Source organism: Nonomuraea sp. NPDC003214 (assembly GCF_053590035.1).
The window spans coordinates 16,525-32,535 of sequence record NZ_JBSFSX010000024.1 but is presented as its reverse complement, the minus strand read 5'-3'; the positions used below and the strand labels follow the sequence as shown (position 1 = coordinate 32,535).

At 74.2% G+C, this 16,011-nt stretch carries 18 protein-coding genes; 8 read left to right on the top strand and 10 right to left on the bottom strand.

Features of this window, described 5'->3' with window-relative positions; all coding sequences use genetic code 11:
* Window position 1: 1 nt before the first annotated feature.
* Window positions 2–1,195 (bottom strand): FUSC family protein, encoded by a 1,194-nt coding sequence (locus ACWDXC_RS41890; RefSeq protein ID WP_449992121.1) that lies wholly within the window; start codon window positions 1,193–1,195, stop codon window positions 2–4.
* A 58-nt stretch (window positions 1,196–1,253) separates the two neighbouring features.
* Here ACWDXC_RS41890 and ACWDXC_RS41885 point away from each other — a divergent pair, with 58 nt between their 5' ends.
* On the top strand, window positions 1,254–1,862 hold the full coding sequence (locus ACWDXC_RS41885; protein ID WP_449992118.1) for a dienelactone hydrolase family protein: 609 nt from the start codon (window positions 1,254–1,256) through the stop codon (window positions 1,860–1,862).
* On the opposite strand, the gene ACWDXC_RS41880 is transcribed toward ACWDXC_RS41885, so the two are convergent.
* Together ACWDXC_RS41880 and ACWDXC_RS41875 are read right to left on the bottom strand one after the other, a co-directional pair.
* Window positions 1,849–2,373: a GNAT family N-acetyltransferase gene (locus ACWDXC_RS41880; protein ID WP_357584373.1), complete on the bottom strand. Its 525-nt coding sequence runs from the start codon at window positions 2,371–2,373 to the stop codon at window positions 1,849–1,851. The two genes, ACWDXC_RS41885 and ACWDXC_RS41880, sit on opposite strands and share 14 nt — an antisense overlap.
* An 11-nt stretch (window positions 2,374–2,384) precedes the next feature.
* Window positions 2,385–3,002 carry a DedA family protein gene (locus ACWDXC_RS41875; RefSeq protein ID WP_364167334.1) on the bottom strand — a complete coding sequence of 206 codons (618 nt, stop codon included), beginning with the start codon at window positions 3,000–3,002 and terminating at the stop codon, window positions 2,385–2,387.
* Between the two features lie 138 nt (window positions 3,003–3,140).
* On the opposite strand from ACWDXC_RS41875, the gene ACWDXC_RS41870 reads away from it, so the two are divergent.
* The 5 genes from ACWDXC_RS41870 to ACWDXC_RS41850 are packed head-to-tail and all read left to right on the top strand — an operon-like array spanning window position 3,141 to window position 7,513.
* Complete coding sequence (locus tag ACWDXC_RS41870) at window positions 3,141–3,734, top strand: biotin transporter BioY (RefSeq protein ID WP_449992113.1); 594 nt, start codon at window positions 3,141–3,143, stop codon at window positions 3,732–3,734.
* Between the two features lie 7 nt (window positions 3,735–3,741).
* The gene (locus ACWDXC_RS41865; protein WP_449992111.1) at window positions 3,742–5,094 is read left to right on the top strand and encodes an AMP-binding protein; all 1,353 of its coding nucleotides are present in this window, start codon (window positions 3,742–3,744) and stop codon (window positions 5,092–5,094) included.
* Complete coding sequence (locus ACWDXC_RS41860) at window positions 5,094–6,227, top strand: thiolase family protein (protein WP_449992108.1); 1,134 nt, start codon at window positions 5,094–5,096, stop codon at window positions 6,225–6,227. The genes ACWDXC_RS41865 and ACWDXC_RS41860 overlap by 1 nt, the downstream gene beginning before the upstream one ends.
* Window positions 6,228–6,902, top strand: a complete 675-nt coding sequence (locus ACWDXC_RS41855; protein ID WP_449992105.1) for an energy-coupling factor ABC transporter ATP-binding protein — start codon at window positions 6,228–6,230, stop codon at window positions 6,900–6,902. It begins immediately after the preceding gene.
* Window positions 6,899–7,513, top strand: a complete 615-nt coding sequence (locus ACWDXC_RS41850; protein WP_449992103.1) for an energy-coupling factor transporter transmembrane component T family protein — start codon at window positions 6,899–6,901, stop codon at window positions 7,511–7,513. The genes ACWDXC_RS41855 and ACWDXC_RS41850 overlap by 4 nt, the downstream gene beginning before the upstream one ends.
* Here the strand turns inward: ACWDXC_RS41850 and ACWDXC_RS41845 are convergent, their stop codons facing one another.
* Window positions 7,514–8,014 carry a MarR family winged helix-turn-helix transcriptional regulator gene (locus ACWDXC_RS41845; protein ID WP_449992100.1) on the bottom strand — a complete coding sequence of 167 codons (501 nt, stop codon included), beginning with the start codon at window positions 8,012–8,014 and terminating at the stop codon, window positions 7,514–7,516.
* Window positions 8,015–8,105: 91 nt separating this feature from the next.
* On the opposite strand from ACWDXC_RS41845, the gene ACWDXC_RS41840 reads away from it, so the two are divergent.
* Entirely contained in the window at window positions 8,106–8,990 is an 885-nt protein-coding gene (locus ACWDXC_RS41840) for an EamA family transporter (protein ID WP_449992097.1), read from the top strand.
* 6 nt (window positions 8,991–8,996) lie between these two features.
* Here ACWDXC_RS41840 and cpt read toward each other — a convergent pair whose 3' ends face one another.
* The 6 genes from cpt to ACWDXC_RS41810 all read right to left on the bottom strand — a co-directional run bounded on the left by cpt (window position 8,997) and on the right by ACWDXC_RS41810 (window position 15,420).
* On the bottom strand, window positions 8,997–9,569 hold the full coding sequence (cpt, locus tag ACWDXC_RS41835) for a chloramphenicol phosphotransferase CPT (RefSeq protein WP_449992094.1): 573 nt from the start codon (window positions 9,567–9,569) through the stop codon (window positions 8,997–8,999).
* A 37-nt stretch (window positions 9,570–9,606) separates the two neighbouring features.
* Window positions 9,607–11,766, bottom strand: coding sequence for a rhamnogalacturonan lyase family protein (locus tag ACWDXC_RS41830; RefSeq protein ID WP_449992091.1), 2,160 nt, complete (start codon window positions 11,764–11,766; stop codon window positions 9,607–9,609).
* A gap of 101 nt (window positions 11,767–11,867) precedes the next feature.
* Window positions 11,868–13,343, bottom strand: coding sequence for a carboxylesterase/lipase family protein (locus ACWDXC_RS41825; protein ID WP_449992088.1), 1,476 nt, complete (start codon window positions 13,341–13,343; stop codon window positions 11,868–11,870).
* A 46-nt stretch (window positions 13,344–13,389) separates the two neighbouring features.
* The gene (locus ACWDXC_RS41820; RefSeq protein WP_364167363.1) at window positions 13,390–14,346 is read right to left on the bottom strand and encodes a DNA polymerase domain-containing protein; all 957 of its coding nucleotides are present in this window, start codon (window positions 14,344–14,346) and stop codon (window positions 13,390–13,392) included.
* A gap of 54 nt (window positions 14,347–14,400) precedes the next feature.
* Window positions 14,401–14,970: a DUF4097 family beta strand repeat-containing protein gene (locus ACWDXC_RS41815; RefSeq protein ID WP_219512528.1), complete on the bottom strand. Its 570-nt coding sequence runs from the start codon at window positions 14,968–14,970 to the stop codon at window positions 14,401–14,403.
* Window positions 14,971–15,084: 114 nt separating this feature from the next.
* Window positions 15,085–15,420, bottom strand: a complete 336-nt coding sequence (locus tag ACWDXC_RS41810; RefSeq protein WP_375072460.1) for a hypothetical protein — start codon at window positions 15,418–15,420, stop codon at window positions 15,085–15,087.
* Between the two features lie 17 nt (window positions 15,421–15,437).
* Between ACWDXC_RS41810 and ACWDXC_RS41805 the strand changes: the two genes are divergently transcribed.
* Complete coding sequence (locus tag ACWDXC_RS41805) at window positions 15,438–15,959, top strand: GNAT family N-acetyltransferase (protein WP_449992083.1); 522 nt, start codon at window positions 15,438–15,440, stop codon at window positions 15,957–15,959.
* Window positions 15,960–16,011: the final 52 nt, after the last annotated feature.

Here is a 16,011-nt window from a genome sequence, read left to right as displayed (position 1 = left end):
GTCACGTGCAGTCCGGCGGGAACGCGGCCCGGTGCGGCCCGTGGTCGGGGTCGAGCTCGTGCCTGATCCCGCGGCAGGCGTCGAGCATCGCCCCGTACAGCGACCACAGGCCGACGTGCTCGGTGTCCTTGAAGGTGTCGGCGACGGCGCGGTCCTCCTGCTCGCCGTCGCGCAACGCCTGGCGCAGGGCGGCGAGGTCCTCCTCGGTGCCGCAGCCGACCTGGAGGCCGCCGAACGCGGAGAAGGCGCGCGAGATGGCCTCCAGCTCGTCGCCCAGCGCCACCGGCAGCAGCGCCGCGTCCACGTCCGGCAGCCCGCGCGCGCCCACGACCAGGTCGTTGAGCGCCCTGGCGATGCCGCGCAACTGCTGGCAGGCGTGGTCCAGGGCGGTCATGGCCTCGGCGACCTGGTCCAGCCGCTCCTCGTATCGGCGGGGCCGCACGCTCAGCCGTACGGACTCGACGGCCTGCTCGGCGACCTCCTCGCTGTCGTCGAGGTCGCGGGCCAGCTCCCGGGAACGGTCCAGCCACTCGCGCGACTCGTTCTCGCCCCACCGGCCGTACAGGCCCTCGGCGATGTCGCGGGCCAGCTCCGCCAGGTCGGCCGAGCGCGCGGCCAGGTCCTTCTGCGCCTCCTCGATGTAGCGCGGCGGCAGCACGAGCAGGTTGGCGCCGATCCCGACGCCGACGCCGAGCAGCAGGTCGGCCAGCCGGTACATGCTGTAGGTGCTGCCCAGCGCGAACACGAGCAGCGCGGTGATCGGGATCTGCACGTTCTGGCTGGGCAGGTTGAGCAGCCGGGTCAGCACCAGCCCGGCGGCCACCAGCAGGCCCAGCGTGACCGCGTTCGCGCCGATGAACATGATCAGCGCGATCGCCGCCGTCACCCCCACCACGACCGCGCCGATCTGCTGGGCCCCCCGCACGACCGTGCTGTAGGCGGTCACGGACACCGTGGCGAGGACGCCGATCGGGGCCAGCACCGGCATCGGCGTCTTCATCACCACGGCCGCCAGCCACCAGGCCACCATGCAGGCGACCGTCACCTTGACCGTCTGGGCCAGGGACTCCCGCTCGGTGCGCAGCCAGTCGCCGAGCCCCAGCCGCCGCGCCTGCTCCAGCACGACCTTGCCGTGCCGGGAGATGCGCTTCAGCGGCGGCAGGCTCCTGCCCCGTCTGCGCGATTCCTCCTCCACACCCGGGTCCTACCCAGCATCACAGTGGGTAGGAGCCTGGTGACTGGAGGTGTCACAGGTGGATGTCGAAATATCGGGGCAGCTCGTGGTGCCCGAACACGCCCTCGGCGTGGTGGTGTTCGCGCACGGCAGCGGCAGCAGCAGCCTGAGCCCGCGCAACCGCTTCGTCGCGGACGCGCTCAACGAGGCGGGGCTGGGCACGCTGCTGTTCGACCTGCTCACGCCGGAGGAGGAGGCCGACCGGGGCAACGTGTTCGACATCGAGCTGCTGGCCGGGCGGCTGCTCGCGGCGACCGCCCTGGTGCGCGAGGACCCGGGCGCGACCGGGCTGCCGGTCGGCTACTTCGGGGCCAGCACCGGCGCCGGGGCCGCCCTGTGGGCGGCCGCCGAACCGGACAACATCGTCGCCGCCGTCGTCTCCCGAGGCGGCCGTCCCGACCTGGCCGGGCCGCGCCTGGCGTCGGTACGGGCCCCGACGCTGCTCGTGGTGGGCGGCGCCGACGAGCCGGTGATCGAGCTGAACGAGGCCGCCCAGCGGGAGCTGAACGCCGAGAGCGAGCTACGGATCGTCCCCGGGGCCACCCACCTGTTCGAGGAGCCCGGGGCGCTCGAGACGGTCGCCGACCTGGCCCGCGACTGGTTCACCCGGCACTTCACCGGCCGTTGACCGGGCTCCAGGTGTATTCGACGACGTCCAGCTCGAACCCGGCGTTGAAGCGTTCCACGAACGCGCGGCCGGGCCTGCCGCCCATCCGCTCGTAGAAGGCCCTGGCCGCGGCGTTGTCGCGCAGGACCTCCAGGTAGACGGTCTTGCCCGGGTGGTGCTCGGCGGCCCAGCCGAGCCCCCGGTCCATCAGCCGGCGGCCCAGGCCGGACCGCTTGAGCGTGGGCCGCACGTGCAGGTTGTCCAGCAGCACCCGGCCGTCGCGCTCCGGCACCAGATACGCGAACGCGCTCACACCCGCCTCGTCCTCGGCCACCAGCAGGCAGGGCGGGTCACCGCCGTTGAGGTGGACCTCGCTCTCGGCCCTGGCCCGCCACAGCTCGCGATGGGTCGCGGGCAGCGGCCCCTCCAGGTAGGACTCCGGCATGATCCCGGCATAGGCGGTGCGCCAGCTCTCGGTGTGGAGAGCCGCGATGGCGTCGGCATCGGCCGCGACGCCCGTTCTGATGTTCACGGAAGCCGAGGCTACCGGCGGGCCTTGCGCCCCTCCGACACCCGCTTCCACACGAACACCCCGACGGCCAGCACGATCAGCCCGATGACCACGTACGTGAGAATGCCCACATACCGTTCGACCAGTGACCACTGCTCGCCCAGCAGGTAGCCGGCCATGACGAGGGCGGTGTTCCACAGGAAGCTGCCCAGCGTGGTGAAGAGCGTGAACGCGGGCAGCGGCATCCGCTCCACGCCGGCCGGGATGGAGATCAGGCTGCGGAAGATCGGCACCATCCGCCCGAAGAACACCGTCTTGCGCCCGTGGCGTTCGAACCACGCCTCGGTCTTGCGCACGTCGTCGACCTTGACCAGCGGGACCTTCTCGGCCAGCGCGTGCATCCTGTCGCGCCCCAGGGCCGCGCCGATGCCGTACAGCGCGAGCGCGCCCGCCACCGACCCGACCGTCGTCCACACCAGCACCTGCCAGAGCACCAGCTCCCCCCGGCTCACCGTGAACCCGGCGAGCGGCAGGATCACCTCGCTCGGCACCGGCGGGAACAGGTTCTCCAGCGCGACGGCCAGGCCCGCCCCCGGCGCGCCCAGCGATTCCATCAGACCCGTGACCCAGTCGACGATCCCGTCTGCCATGCCTTGTCTCTAGCCCGTGGCGGCGTGCCTATGCGCTACATCTTCGGCCGGGCAACGTTGTGGCAACCCTCCATAACCCCGGCGGACGTTCTGGTGTGGGATCGGACCCGGCAGCAAAAACCTAGCTGAGGAGCGGGAATGTACCGATTGCGCCTCCCCATCGTGGACGTGGCCCGGGTGGCCGTCTTCGCCGCGCTGATCGCCGCGCTCGGCCTCGTCCCGGGGCTCAACCTGTTCGGCCCGGTGCCGATCACGCTCCAGACGCTCGGCGTCATGCTCGCCGGGGCGATCCTCGGCTCCTGGCGGGCCGCGCTGGCGATCGCGGTCTTCATCCTGCTGGTCGCGGCCGGGCTGCCGCTGCTGGCGGGCGGGCGCGGCGGGCTGGCGGTGTTCACCGGGCCGTCGGTCGGGTTCCTGCTCGGCTGGCTGCCCGGCGCCGCCCTCATCGGGTGGATCGTCGAGCGCGGCGGGCGCTCCCCGGGCATCGGACGGCTGCTGGTAGCCTCCCTGGCCGGTGGCCTCGGGGTCGTCTATCTGGTGGGCATCCCGCTGTGGGCGCTCGTCGGCGGGCTGACGCTGGGGCAGGCGGCCCTGCTCACGCTGGGGTTCGTGCCGGGTGACGTGGCCAAGGCGGTGCTGACGGCGTTCGTGGCGCGCGGGACCCAGCGGGCCTACCCCGACGCGGTCCCGGCCGTGCACCGCGAACGGCTCCGAGCCGGAAAGGAACTCTGAACCTGGCATGCCAGTCGCAGCACAGGTATTGCGGCACGCCGCGTCCCGTCCCGGCCGCCTCGCGCTGGCCGGGCCGTCGGGCGAGCTCTCCTACGGCGCCCTGGCCAGGCGGGCCGAACGGCTCGCCGCCGCCCTCGCCCCTCTCCCGGCAGGCGCCGCGACGCCCCTGGCCGTGATCCGCGCGGCCGACCCCGTCGACCAGCTCACCGCCGTGCTGGCGGTCGACCTGCTCGGCGGGACGCCGCTGCTGTGCGACCCGGCCCGCGAGGCGCCGCCCGAGATCCCCGCGGCCCTGACCCTCGACGCCGTCCCGGCCGGCCTGCCGGACGCCGCCTTCACCGGCCGCCCGGCACGGCCCGGCGACCTGGCGTGGGCCTGCTTCAGCTCGGGCAGCACCGGCCGCCCGCGCGCCGTGGTGCGCACGCGCGGCTCGTGGACCGGCTCGTTCGAGCCGTTCAGCGAGCTCACCGGCATCACCGCCGACGACGTGGTGCTGGTGCCCGGGCCGCTCGTCTCCTCCCTGTACGGGTTCGCGGCCGTGCACGCGCTGGCCGCCGGGGCGACGGCGCTGGTGCCCGGCCGCTGGTCGCCCGGCGCGCTGGCCGGGCAGCTCGCCCGCGCGACGGCCGTGCACCTGGTGCCGCACCGGCTGCCCGAGCTGCTGGCCGATCGGCCGGCGGGCAGCCCGCTGCGGGTGGCCGCCGTGGGCGGCGCGGCACTGGCCGAAGGGCTGCGCGAGCGCGCCGGGATGCGGGTGGTGTCCTATTACGGGGCCACCGAGCTGTCGTTCGTGGCCGCGGACGCCGACGGCACCGGGCTGCGGCCGTTCCCCGGGGTGGAGATCGACGTCCGGGTCAAGCCGGGCCGCGACCTCGGCACCGTGTGGGCCCGCTCCCCCTGGCTGGCCGAGGGCTACGCGGCCGGGGCGAGCGGACCGCTGCTCCGCGACGGCGACGGGTGGATGAGCGTCGGCGACCTGGCCGAGCCGTACCGGCCGGGAGAGTCGCTGCGGCTGCGCGGCCGGGGAGACGGCGCGATCCAGACCGGCGGGGCGACCGTGGTGCCCGAGGACGTCGAGGAGGTGCTGCGGGCCGTGCCCGGCGTGGGCGACATCGTGGTGATCGGCTCGCCCCATCCCGACCTGGGCTCGGTGGTCACCGCGATCGTCGAGGCGGCCGGCGCGCCACCGCCCAGGTCCGCGCTGGAGGCCGTCGCACGCGGCGGGCTCGACCTGGCGCAGCGGCCCCGCCGCTGGTACGCGGTCCAGGAGCTGCCGCGCACCGCGACGGGCAAGCCGGCCCGCGCGCTCGTCGCCGCCCGGCTCGCCGACGGCGACCCGGCCCTGCGGCGGCTGTCCTGATGGACGCGCCCGTGGTGGTGGCCGCGCGCCGGACGGCGATCGGGACGGCCGGGCACGCGTTCAAGGGCGTGGGCGCCGACCGGCTGGCCGCCCCGGTGATCGCGGCGGTCGTCCGCGACGCGGCCGGGCTCGGGCTGCCGGTGGACGACGTGATGCTGGGCAACTGCATGGGTCCCGGCGGCAACCTGGCCAGGGTGTCGGCGCTGGGCGCCGGGCTGGGCCACGAGGTGCCGGGGGTCACGGTCGACCGGCAGTGCGGGAGCGGCCTGGCCGCCGTCCTGCTCGCCGGGCAGGCCGTACGGAGCGGTGAGGCGGAGCTCGTCGTGGCGGGCGGCGTGGAGAGCGCGTCCACCGCGCCGCTGCGCACCCGCCGTGGCGAGGCCGAGCCGTACGAGCGCGCGCCGTTCGCCCCCGACGGCCATCCCGACCCGGAGATGGGCGCGGCGGCCGAGGCGCTGGGCGTGGCCAGGGGTGTCGAGCGGGACCGGCAGGACCGCTACGCGCTGGCGAGCCACGCCAAGGCGGTGGCCGCGCGGGAGGCGGGCCGGTTCGCGGCGGAGATCGTTCCCGTCGAGGGGCGCGACAGCGACCAGCGGCCCCGGCTGCTGCGCGAGGGGTCGCTGGGGCGGCTGCCGGCGGCGTTCGTGCCGGGCGGCGCGGTGACGGCCGGCAACTCGGCGCCCAACAGCGACGGCGCCGCCGCGGTCGCCGTCGTGCCCGAACGGCTGCGGGCCGGGCTGCCCGGGCTGCGGCTGGTGGCCGGGACCGTCACCGGATGCGATCCGGCGCTGCCCGGATGGGGGCCGGTGCCCGCCGTCCGCCGCCTGCTCGCCCGTACCGGAGTGACGATGGAGCAGGTCGCGGCGGTGGAGATCGTGGAGGCGTTCGCGGCGCAGACGCTGGCGGTGACCGACGCGCTGGGGCTCGACCCGCTCGGCGCCGACGCCGGGCGGGTGTGCGCCGACGGCGGCGCGCTCGCGCTCGGGCACCCGTGGGGGGCGAGCGGGGCGGTCGTGGTGACGCGACTGTTCACGCGGCTCGTCCGGGCGGGCGCGCCGGCGGGGACGCTCGGGCTGGCGACGGCGGCGGTCGGCGGCGGGCTCGGGGTCGCCGCCCTGTTCGAGGTGGTGTGAATGATCGACCTGGCTGACGTGCACGTCCGGCTCGGGCAGCGCGACGTGCTGCGCGGCATCACCGCCACGCTCGCGGAGCGGCGGATCGGCGTGGCCGGCGCCAACGGCTCCGGCAAGAGCACGCTGGCCCGGCTGTTCAACGGGCTGGCGCTGCCCTCGTCCGGCACCGTGACCGTGCTCGGCGACGACACGCGGCGGCACGCGGCGCGGATCCGGCGGCGGGTGGGGTTCCTGTTCACCGATCCGGACGCGCAGATCGTGATGCCGACCGTGGCCGAAGACGTGGCGTTCTCGCTGCGCCGCCACAAGCTGCCGGCCGCCGAGGTGACGCGGCGGGTGTCGGCCGTGCTGGCCCGCTACGGGCTCGACGGGCACGCCGACCACCCGGCCCACCAGCTCTCCGGCGGGCAGAAGCAGTTGCTGGCGCTCTGCTCGGTCCTGGTGCTGGAGCCGGAGATCCTGGTCATGGACGAGCCCACGACGCTGCTCGACCTGCGCCACTCCCGGCTGGTCGCCGAGGTGCTGCGCGAGCTGCCGATGCAGGTGATCGTGGTGACGCACGACCTGCCGCTGCTCGACGGGTTCGACCGGGTGCTGGTGCTGGACGAGGGCCGGATCGTGGCCGACGCGACCCCCGAGTCGGCGCTCGCCCACTACCGGAAGCTCATGGCGTGAGCGGCGCGAACGGCCTGGCCGGCATCTACGTGCCCGGGAGCTCGCCGCTGCACCGGCTGCCGGTGGGCGTCAAGCTGCTGGGCCTGGCGGTGTGCTGCACGGTGCTCGTGCTGCTGCGCTCCCCGTGGGCGATGGGGGCGGCGGCGCTGGTGACCGCCGGGCTCTACGCGCTGTCCGGGGTGGGCGCGGCGGCGGCCTGGGCGCAGATCCGGCCGGTGCGCTGGTTCGCGGTGGCGCTGTTCGCCGTGCAGTGGGTGATCGCGGGGCTGCCGACGGCGGCGATGCTCACGTCCAGGCTGGTCCTGGCGGTGGCCCTGGCGGCGCTGGTCACGCTCACCACCCGCACCTCCGCCATGCTGGCGACGCTGGAACGCGGCCTGCGGCCGGCCCGGCGGCTCGGCGTGGACCCGTTCCGGCTGTCGCTGCTGCTGTCGCTGACCATCAGGACCGTGCCGGTGATGGCCGGGCTGGCGGCCCGGGTCAGGGAGGCCCAGCGGGCGCGGGGGGTCGAGTGGAGCCTGCGCGCGTTCGCGGTGCCGCTGGTCGTCAGCGCGCTGCGGCACGCCGACGCCCTGGGCGAGGCGCTCAGCGCGCGCGGCCTCGACGACTGATCAGTCGATCGCGGTGTCCCCGAGCGACTCCAGCAGCCCGCGCAGCAGGGCGACGAACGTGTCGCGGTCGGCCGGGGCCAGGCCGGACAGCAGGCGGGCCTCGTTCGCGACGTGCTCGACCAGGACCTTGTCGACGAGCTCCAGCCCGCGCGGGGTGAGCCTGATGCGGACCGAGCGCCGGTCCTCCACGTCGCGCACCCGCTCGACCAGGCCCTTGGCCTCCATCTTGTCGATCCGGTTGGTGATCGCGCCCGAGGTCACCATCGCCGCCTTGAGCAGCGTCCCGGCGCTCAGCTCGTACGGGGCGCCGGAGCGGCGCAGCGTGGCCAGCACGTCGAACTCGAAGCTCTCCAGCCCGTGCGCGCCGAACACCTCCTTGATCCCGCGCTCCAGCAGCCGCGACAGCCGCGACACCCGGCCGACGACCTCCATCGGCCACACGTCCACGTCCGGCCGCTCGCGCCGCCACTGAGCGGTGACCGCGTCCACCGCGTCGCCCATCGGTAATCCTCTCAACATTAAGAGACTTGACGTTCGCTGAATCAATATGCTGTTATCTCAACGTTGAGATTATCAATGAGGAGGGAACGTCATGGCAACCATCGCCGCGCCGGCGGCCGTCCGCCCGAGCCGCGTCGGCGACCTCGTGCTGGCTGCCCTCGCCCCGATGAGCTGGGGCACCACCTACGTCGTGACCACCACGCTGCTGCCCCCCGACCGGCCGCTGCTCGCCGCCACCCTGCGCGCCCTCCCCGCCGGGCTCGTGCTCCTCGCCGTCGCCCGGCGGCTGCCCACCGGCTCGTGGTGGTGGAAGTCCGCGGTGCTCGGCATGCTGAACTTCGGGGCGTTCTTCCCCCTGCTGTTCTTCGGCGCCTACCGGCTGCCCGGCGGCGTCGCCGCCACCATCGGGTCCGTGCAACCGCTGGTCGTGGCGCTCCTGTCGATCCTCGTCCTGTCCACGCGCCCCGCCCGAGCCGTCCTGTACGCCGCCCTGGCCGGCACCGGCGGCGTGGCCCTGCTGACGCTCACCTCCGAGGCCCGGCTCGACCCGCTCGGCATCCTCGCCATGCTGGCCGCCACCTCCCTCATGGGCCTGGCCATCGTGCTGGCCAAGAAATGGGGACGGCCCGAGTCGCCGCTCGTCATGACCGGCTGGCAGCTCACCATCGGCGGCCTGGCCATCGCGCCGCTCACCCTGGCCGTCGAGGGGCTGCCCGCCACCCTCACCGTGCCCAACCTGCTCGGCTTCGCCTACCTGGGCGTGTTCGGCACCGCGATCGCCTACGCGCTGTGGTTCCGCGGGATCGACCGGCTCGCGCCCACCTCCGTGTCGCTGCTCGGCCTCACCAACCCGCTCGTGGCCACCGTCGCCGGGCTCGCCGTGCTCGGCCAGACGCTCAACGGCTGGCAGATCGCCGGCTTCGTCCTCGCCCTCGGCGCGCTCGTCGCCGGTCAGACCTTCGCCAGGAAGTCCTGAGGACGCTCACCGATCCCCGGGCAGCGCCCGGCCGCCGTGCTCCCGCTCCTCGACGAACCGGGCGATGACCCGAGCGCACTCCAGCGCCTCGGCCTTCGCGGTGTCGACCTCCAGGTCGTAGCGCACCCCCTGATGCACGATCCCGGCCTGCGACACCGCCATCCCCGCCACCCGGTCGCCGCGCGCCGTCTCCCGCGCCGCCGCGACCGCCGCCTCGCACCTGACGCCCACCCACGCCACGTCCAGCCCGGCCAGGGCCCGCACCCACCGCTCCTGCGAGGCGGCCCCGCCCAGGAACACCTCGTCCACGATCACCCGCGCCCCCGCCCGCGCCATCGCGGCGACCCCGGCGGTCCAGGCGGCGTCCAGCCTGCTGAACTCCGGCCCGACGCTGATCCCCCCGTCGGGCGCGAACTCGATCCCCGCCTCCGACGAGCGCATGGCGACGGGCATCGCCTCGATCATCGTGTCGACCCCGAGCGTCAGCCACGGCTCCGGCAGGATCGCCTGCAGACACCGCGCGATCCCGGACTTCCCCGAGCTGGACCCGCCATTGAGCACGATCACCTGAACAGCCATCGCGCCACGATACCGACCCCCGCCTCCCGGCGAGCGGTCAGCGGACGTACACGGCCGGGGCGGGTGGGGTGGGCATGGCGTTCCCGATGAAGAAGCTCGGGTGCGGGGGCTGGTTGTAGGCGGTGTTCTGCCAGGCGAGCGCGACCCGGTACTGCGGGTCGTGCAGCAGGGTGTGGATCTTGGTGGTGGTGACGTGCGGCGTCGCGTAGATGCGCAGGGCGCGGTTGTCGGTCGTCGGCCAGATGACCTCTTCGCGCCAGTCGCCCAGGATGTCGCCCGACAGGGACGGGGTGGCCTTGGTGCCGTTGTTGGAGTGGACGCCCGAGGCGGTCAGCAGCCGGGTCTCGCCGCCGGTGCCGTACTTGTCGACCCTGGTCTGGTCCAGCAGTTCGCGGACGGGGTCGCCGTCCCACCAGGACAGGAAGTTGGCCGAGGACGGCTGGCGGCCGATGACGGCGCCGGAGGTGTCGCGCAGGCCGTTCTGGCCGGCGCCCGCGGCCCAGGACTCGGCGCCGGGGCTTCCCGCGTGGATGTCGCCGGCGACGCCGCGGCCGGGGCCCTCGCCGGAGGAGCTGCCGGTGCGCCACAGGGCCGAGCCGGTGCGGGCGTCCAGCATGTAGAGGCCGGGAGGGGAGGACGATTCGGAGATCTTCACGTACTCCTGGCCGGGCCTGCCGGGGTCGAGGTCGCCGAGGTGGGCGGCGTCGCCGTGGCCCCAGCGGGTGTTCCACAGGCCGCGGCCGTCGTCGTCGATGGCGGCGGCGCCGTACACGATCTCGTCGCGCCCGTCGGCGTCGACGTCGCCGATGGTGAGCGAGTGGTTGCCCTGCCCGGCGTAGGCGCTGTTGCCGGGGCTGTTGGAGTCGAACGTCCAGCGCTTGGTGAGGCGGCCGTCGCGGAAGTCCCAGGCGGCGATGACCGAGCGGGTGTAGTAGCCGCGCGCCATGATGAGCGAGGGCCGTTCGCCGTCGAGGTACGCGGTGCCGGCCAGGAAGCGGTCGACGCGGTTGCCGTAGCTGTCGCCCCAGGAGGAGACGTCGCCGCGCGGCGGGTCGTAGGGCACGGTCGACATGGCGGCGCCGGTCTGCCCGTTGAACATGGTGAGGAATTCGGGCCCGGTGAGGATGTAGCCGGCGGAGTTGCGGTGGTCGGCTCCGGCGTCGCCGATGACGGCGCCTCGGCCGTCGACGGTGCCGTCGGCGGTCTTCATCGCGACTTCGGCCTTGCCGTCGCCGTCGTAGTCGTACACCTGGAACTGGGTGTAGTGGGCTCCGGCGCGGATGTTGCGGCCGAGGTTGACGCGCCACAGCCGGGTGCCGTCGAGCTTGACGCCGTCGACGTAGACGGGGTCGGTCACGCCGGACTGGGAGTTGTCCTTGGCGTTGTTCGGCTCCCACTTCAGCACGAGGTCGAGGCGGCCGTCGCCGTCGAGGTCGCCGACGCTCGCGTCGTTGGCGTGGTGGCCGGAGGACGGCGGGCTGACGGGCACGTCGAGGTAGCCGTTGCCGAAGCGCAGCGACGGCTCGGACGCGGGCCCCTCGGCGCCCCCGGTGACGGGCCGGACGGTGTAGGTGGCGTCGGCGGCGGCGCCGGGATCCAGGTAGTTGGTGGAGTTCGTCACGGTGGCGATGCGGGTGCCGCCCCGGTAGACGTTGTAGGCGGTCTCGCGGGCCTCGGTGCCGAGCAGCCGCCAGGACACCAGGTTGCCGCTGCCGGAGCGCACGCTGACCAGGCCCCGGTCGAGGTCCTCGACCTGCTTGCCGCCCTCGGGACCGGGCGACGGCGACGGCTCGGCGCCGGTGCAGGCGACGCCGTTCAGGGCGAAGGACTCCGGTACGGGGTTCGCACTGCCGTTCCAGGACGCGTTGAACCCGAAGCCGACGCTGCCCCCGGCCGGGAGGGCGGCGTTGTAGCCCACGTCGGTCATGGTGACGGCGGCGCCGCTCTGGCTCGCCTGGGCGTTCCACGCCTGGATGATCTGCTGCCCGGCCCCGTACGTCCAGGTCAGCCGCCAGCCGTCGACGGCGTCGCCGAGGTTGCGGATGGTCACGTCGCCGGTGAACCCGCCGGACCACTGCGAGGCGACGGCGTAGTCCACGTCGCAGGCCACGGCGGCGGAGGCGGGTAACTGCACGGCCAGCGCGCCCGCGACCGCGAGCCCGGCCGTGGCGGCCAGGCAGGCGTTGAATCGATTCATCGCGAAGTCCCAACTACGGGGAGGACTGAGACGCCTCAGACGCTAGGAGCCGCCCGCGCGGTGGTCAATCACGCGGGCGGCCGCCGTTGTATCGATTCAGGTCAGGCCCCGGCCGGAGCTGAAACTTTCAGCCCGGTCCAGAAGGCGTACCGGTGCTCCCCGGCGAAGTCGACGGGCCCGGTCGCGTCCGGCGCGAGCGCCTGCACGTACGGCTCGGGCGCGGTGAAGGCGGGCCAGCCGGGGTCGCCGTCGCGGGCGAAGGCGGCCCAGCGGCCGATCATGTACTCGGCCAGCCGCCGCTGCCCCTCGTCCAGCGGCTCGTTGTAACCCACGTCGAACAGGTACGGCAGGTCGGCGGCATGATAGGCGCCCATGTCGTACGGCTTGGGGAAGGCCGCGAACCAGGGCGCGGCGGCGTCGGCGAACTCGTAGGCGTAGGCGGCGGTCCGCCGCGACAGAGCCGCCCCGGTGTCGAGCGCGTGCCGCGCGTACTGGGCGTCGGTCAGCGCCGTGGCCAGCGCCTGACCCGGGGAGGCGTAGGCGTCCGCCGGGTACTCGGCCAGCACCGCGTCCGCGTCGCCGCCGAAGGCCGCGCGCACCTCGTCCGCGTAGCGCCCGGCGGGGATCGGCCCGCCGTGGACGGCCATCTCCAGCCCCCACACGTGCATCCGCTGCTCGTGCCGGTTGATCCCGAACAGCACCGGAACCGGGTGGAAGTCGCCGGCCCGCACCGCCGCCGCCGGATCGACCGGCAGCGCCCCGCCCCCGGCGACCGGCCCGAACCCGGGCTGCGCGGGGTCGGCGGCAGCCCGCAGCAGCTCCTCGACCGGGACCTCGCGCAGCCGGCCCAGGTCGGCCAGGCCGAGCCGCGCGACCAGCGCCTCGCCCTCCCGCTCGGCCTGCGCGCGGGGGCGCGGGTTGTTGCCCAGGGCGAGCGAGGGCGCCCACGGCGCGGTCACCGGCGCGCTCTGCAGGATCGCCCGGTGGAACAGCCCTGCCGATCCCGGCATCACCAGGTGGGCCCCGGCGGCGACGCCTCCGGACGACTCGCCGAACAGCGTCACGTTGCCCGGGTCGCCGCCGAACGCCGCCGCGTTGCGCCGCACCCAGCGCAGCGCCTCCTGCTGGTCGAGCAGCCCGCAGTCGGCCGACTCCGGGTCGAGCGCCGGATGGGCGAGGAAGCCGAGCGCGCCGAGCCGGTAGTTGACGGTCACCACGACCACCCGGCCCTGGACGGCCAGCCGCCGGGCGTCGTAGAGGTGACCGGCGCCGTCCTTGAAGCTGCCGCCGTGCAGCCACACCATCACGGGCAGCCCGGCGCCCTCGCGGGGCGCGGTCACGTTCAGGTAGAGGCAGTCCTCGCTGAGGCTCCCGGCTCCCAGGTGGTCGCCGGTCTGCGCGCACATCGGGCCCGGCCGGGTGGCGTCCAGCGGCTCGGTCCAGGCCGCCGCCGGTCGCGGCGCGCGCCAGCGCAGCTCGCCCACGGGCGGGGCGGCGTACGGGATGCCGAGGTAGGCGCGGTGGCCGGCGGTGACGAGCCCGCGCACGGGGCCACGGTCGGTGAGCACGATGTCCATGCCCGGAACCGTACCCCAGATTTGGGCGATCGCGCAAGACGAACGCCTAAGGCGAACGCTCGTCCTCCCGGCGGGCCTTGGCGCGGCGCTTGCCCTCGTGCATCGCCTGCACCCGCGCCACCGGGATCGTGTGCCCCTCCTCGATCAGGTCGGCGGGCAGCCGCTGCTCGGCGGGCATCAGCTCGGCCCACGGGTCACCGTCGCCGAGCCTGTCCACAGCGGTGTGGACGGTGAAGTCACGCGGCGACACCCGGTCCAGCTCCTCCCACGCCACCGGGAACGAGACCGGCGTGCCCGGCCGGATGCGCGGGCTGTAGGCGGCCACCACCGTCGCCCCGCCCGCCCGGGTCGAGTCCAGGAACACCTTGCCGCCCCGGTCCTCCCGGATGAACGCCGTCGTGGCCAGCGACGGGTCGATGCGCTCGGCGCGCGCCGCCAGCGCCCGGGTGGCCGCCGCCAGGTCCTCCATGCCGATCCCGGCCACCACCGGCACGAACACGTGCACCCCCTTGGCCCCGCTGGTCTTGACCGCCCCGGCCAGCCCGCAGTCGGCCAGCGCCTGCCGTACCAGCATCGCGGCGGCCACCACCGCCCCGAACCCCTCCCCCTCGGGCGGGTCGAGGTCGAGCACCAGGTGGGTGAAGTGATCACCCCGCACCAGCGCCGGGTGGTACTCGACCGCCCGCTGGTTGCCGAACCACAGCAGCGTCCGCCGGTCGTCGCACAGCGCGTAGGTGACCCGCCTGCGGGACGCCTCCGCCCACATCGACGTCGTACGGATCCAGTCGGGGGCGTACTTGGGCAGGTTCTTCTGCATGAAGGGAGCCTGGCCGGGTCGCACCCGGATCACCGACAGCGCCCGCTCGCGCAGCCCCGGCAGCATCCGGTCGCGCACCGCGTCGAGGTAGTCGACCAGGTCCCGCTTGGTCGCCTCCGCGCCGTCGAACAGGGGCTGGTCGAGGTTGGTCAGCGCCACCCCGTCGCGTGTCTCATCGCTGGTCACCCGGTCTACGATGCCCACCCGGACCGGATCGACGCAAGCATGGTCAAAACGCGGTCAAAGGCGGCGGCACTGGCCTTCCTTGTCGCCGTCGACGGAGTTGCGGCCGCCGGTCGGCCGCGGGCTGTTGTCCTCGCACTGCAGGTTGCCGTCGACCTTGTTGCGGTGGACGCGGACGCCGCCGCGGTTGTCCTTCACCTGGATGTCGCCGTCCACCCGGTTGCCCTCGACGCGCTGGCGGCGGTCGTTGTCCTCAAGCTGGATGTTGCCGTCGACCCGCGAGGAGGTCACCGTGGTGGCGCCCCCGTCCTCCACCTGGATGTCGCCGCCCACCACCGAACGGGAGGTGACCGACACCGAGCGGGCGCCATCGGCCTGCACGTTGCCGTCGACCTTCACCCGCTTGGCCAGCAGCGTCGCGCCCTTGCCCACCTTCACGTCACCCTCGACCCGGGTGCCGGACAGCTTGCACGTGGCGCCCTTCGGCACATACAGGCTGTCCACGCTCACCGCGCCGATCGTGCCCCGGCAGGTCCTGTCGTCGGCGAGCGCCGGACCGGCTGCCACGAACCCGCCGAACACGGTGGTCAGCGCGGCGCCTGCCAGAACCAGCTTGACGTTCCTCATGTCGTTTCCTTCCCATCGGTGCGGACATGAAGAAGCATCTCGATCAGCGGTGAGGGCCCGGTGAGGCGAACATTAGCCCTTTCTCATCCAAATGCCCCAGATCGCCCCAGAACGTCAGACCCACAGATAGTCGTAGTCGGGCGACGCCGGGCGGATGTGCAGGCCGCCATCGCGTACCTGCCACTCGTCCTGGCCGTGGACCTCGTGGAAGACGAGGAACAGGCCGCACACGCGGTCGCCGTCCTCGTCGGCGGCCGGCAGCGCGGCGACCGCGCGGACCCGCTCCTCCAGGTCGGCCAGCAGAGGCGCGGGGACGGCCCGCAGGTAGGAGGCCACGTCGAACCAGCCCTCCGGGAACGACCAGCCCGGGTCGTCCCCGATGACCCGCGCGGCCTCGTCCCGCAGCCCGTTGAACTCCAGCCAGCCGCGAACGTAGACGATGGCGCCCATGAGCCCATCATGGTGCCATGACCGTCCCCGACCTTCCCGCCGACGGCGGTTTCCTGCTGCGGCCGTGGCGGCTGACCGACCTGCGCGCGGTCGCCGAGGCCGCCGCCGACCCGTACATCCCGTTGATCACCTCCGTTCCGGCGGTGTACTCCGACGCCGAGGGCGCGGCCTTCGTCCGCCGCCAGTGGGCCAGGGCCGCCGACGGCGTGGGCTACTCGTTCGCGATCGCCCGCGACGGCCGCGCCGTCGGCCAGATCGGGCTGTGGCCCGGCCCCCACGGCCGCGCGAGCGTCGGCTACTGGGTGGCCGGATCGGCCAGAGGGCAGGGGGTGGCGTGCGCGGCGCTGCGCGCGGTGGCGTCCTGGGCGTTCGGCGAGCTGCGGATCGCGCGGCTGGAAGCGCACGTCGAGCCGTGGAACGCGGCGTCGTGGAAGGCCGCCGAGAAGGCCGGGTTCACGCGGGAGGGGCTGCTGCGGAAGTGGAAGGAGGTGGGTGGGGAGCGGCGGGACATGTACGTGTACGCCAGGGTCGCGGGCTGAGGTTTTCCGCAGGCGGGTGTGCGGTCCGCCGCATGGTACGGCCCCTCCGGCG

Excerpts from the sequence above, each read along its gene's own strand:
- ACWDXC_RS41875 (WP_364167334.1), bottom strand. The coding sequence starts at position 3,002 with ATGGCAGACGGGATCGTCGACTGGGTCACGGGTCTGATGGAATCGCTG.
- ACWDXC_RS41830 (WP_449992091.1), bottom strand. The coding sequence starts at position 11,766 with ATGAATCGATTCAACGCCTGCCTGGCCGCCACGGCCGGGCTCGCGGTC.
- ACWDXC_RS41845 (WP_449992100.1), bottom strand. The coding sequence starts at position 8,014 with ATGGGCGACGCGGTGGACGCGGTCACCGCTCAGTGGCGGCGCGAGCGG.
- ACWDXC_RS41810 (WP_375072460.1), bottom strand. The coding sequence starts at position 15,420 with ATGGGCGCCATCGTCTACGTTCGCGGCTGGCTGGAGTTCAACGGGCTG.
- ACWDXC_RS41870 (WP_449992113.1), top strand. The coding sequence starts at position 3,141 with ATGTACCGATTGCGCCTCCCCATCGTGGACGTGGCCCGGGTGGCCGTC.
- ACWDXC_RS41865 (WP_449992111.1), top strand. The coding sequence starts at position 3,742 with ATGCCAGTCGCAGCACAGGTATTGCGGCACGCCGCGTCCCGTCCCGGC.
- ACWDXC_RS41825 (WP_449992088.1), bottom strand. The coding sequence starts at position 13,343 with ATGGACATCGTGCTCACCGACCGTGGCCCCGTGCGCGGGCTCGTCACC.
- ACWDXC_RS41805 (WP_449992083.1), top strand. The coding sequence starts at position 15,438 with ATGACCGTCCCCGACCTTCCCGCCGACGGCGGTTTCCTGCTGCGGCCG.
- ACWDXC_RS41840 (WP_449992097.1), top strand. The coding sequence starts at position 8,106 with ATGGCAACCATCGCCGCGCCGGCGGCCGTCCGCCCGAGCCGCGTCGGC.
- ACWDXC_RS41815 (WP_219512528.1), bottom strand. The coding sequence starts at position 14,970 with ATGAGGAACGTCAAGCTGGTTCTGGCAGGCGCCGCGCTGACCACCGTG.
- cpt (WP_449992094.1), bottom strand. The coding sequence starts at position 9,569 with ATGGCTGTTCAGGTGATCGTGCTCAATGGCGGGTCCAGCTCGGGGAAG.
- ACWDXC_RS41855 (WP_449992105.1), top strand. The coding sequence starts at position 6,228 with ATGATCGACCTGGCTGACGTGCACGTCCGGCTCGGGCAGCGCGACGTG.
- ACWDXC_RS41860 (WP_449992108.1), top strand. The coding sequence starts at position 5,094 with ATGGACGCGCCCGTGGTGGTGGCCGCGCGCCGGACGGCGATCGGGACG.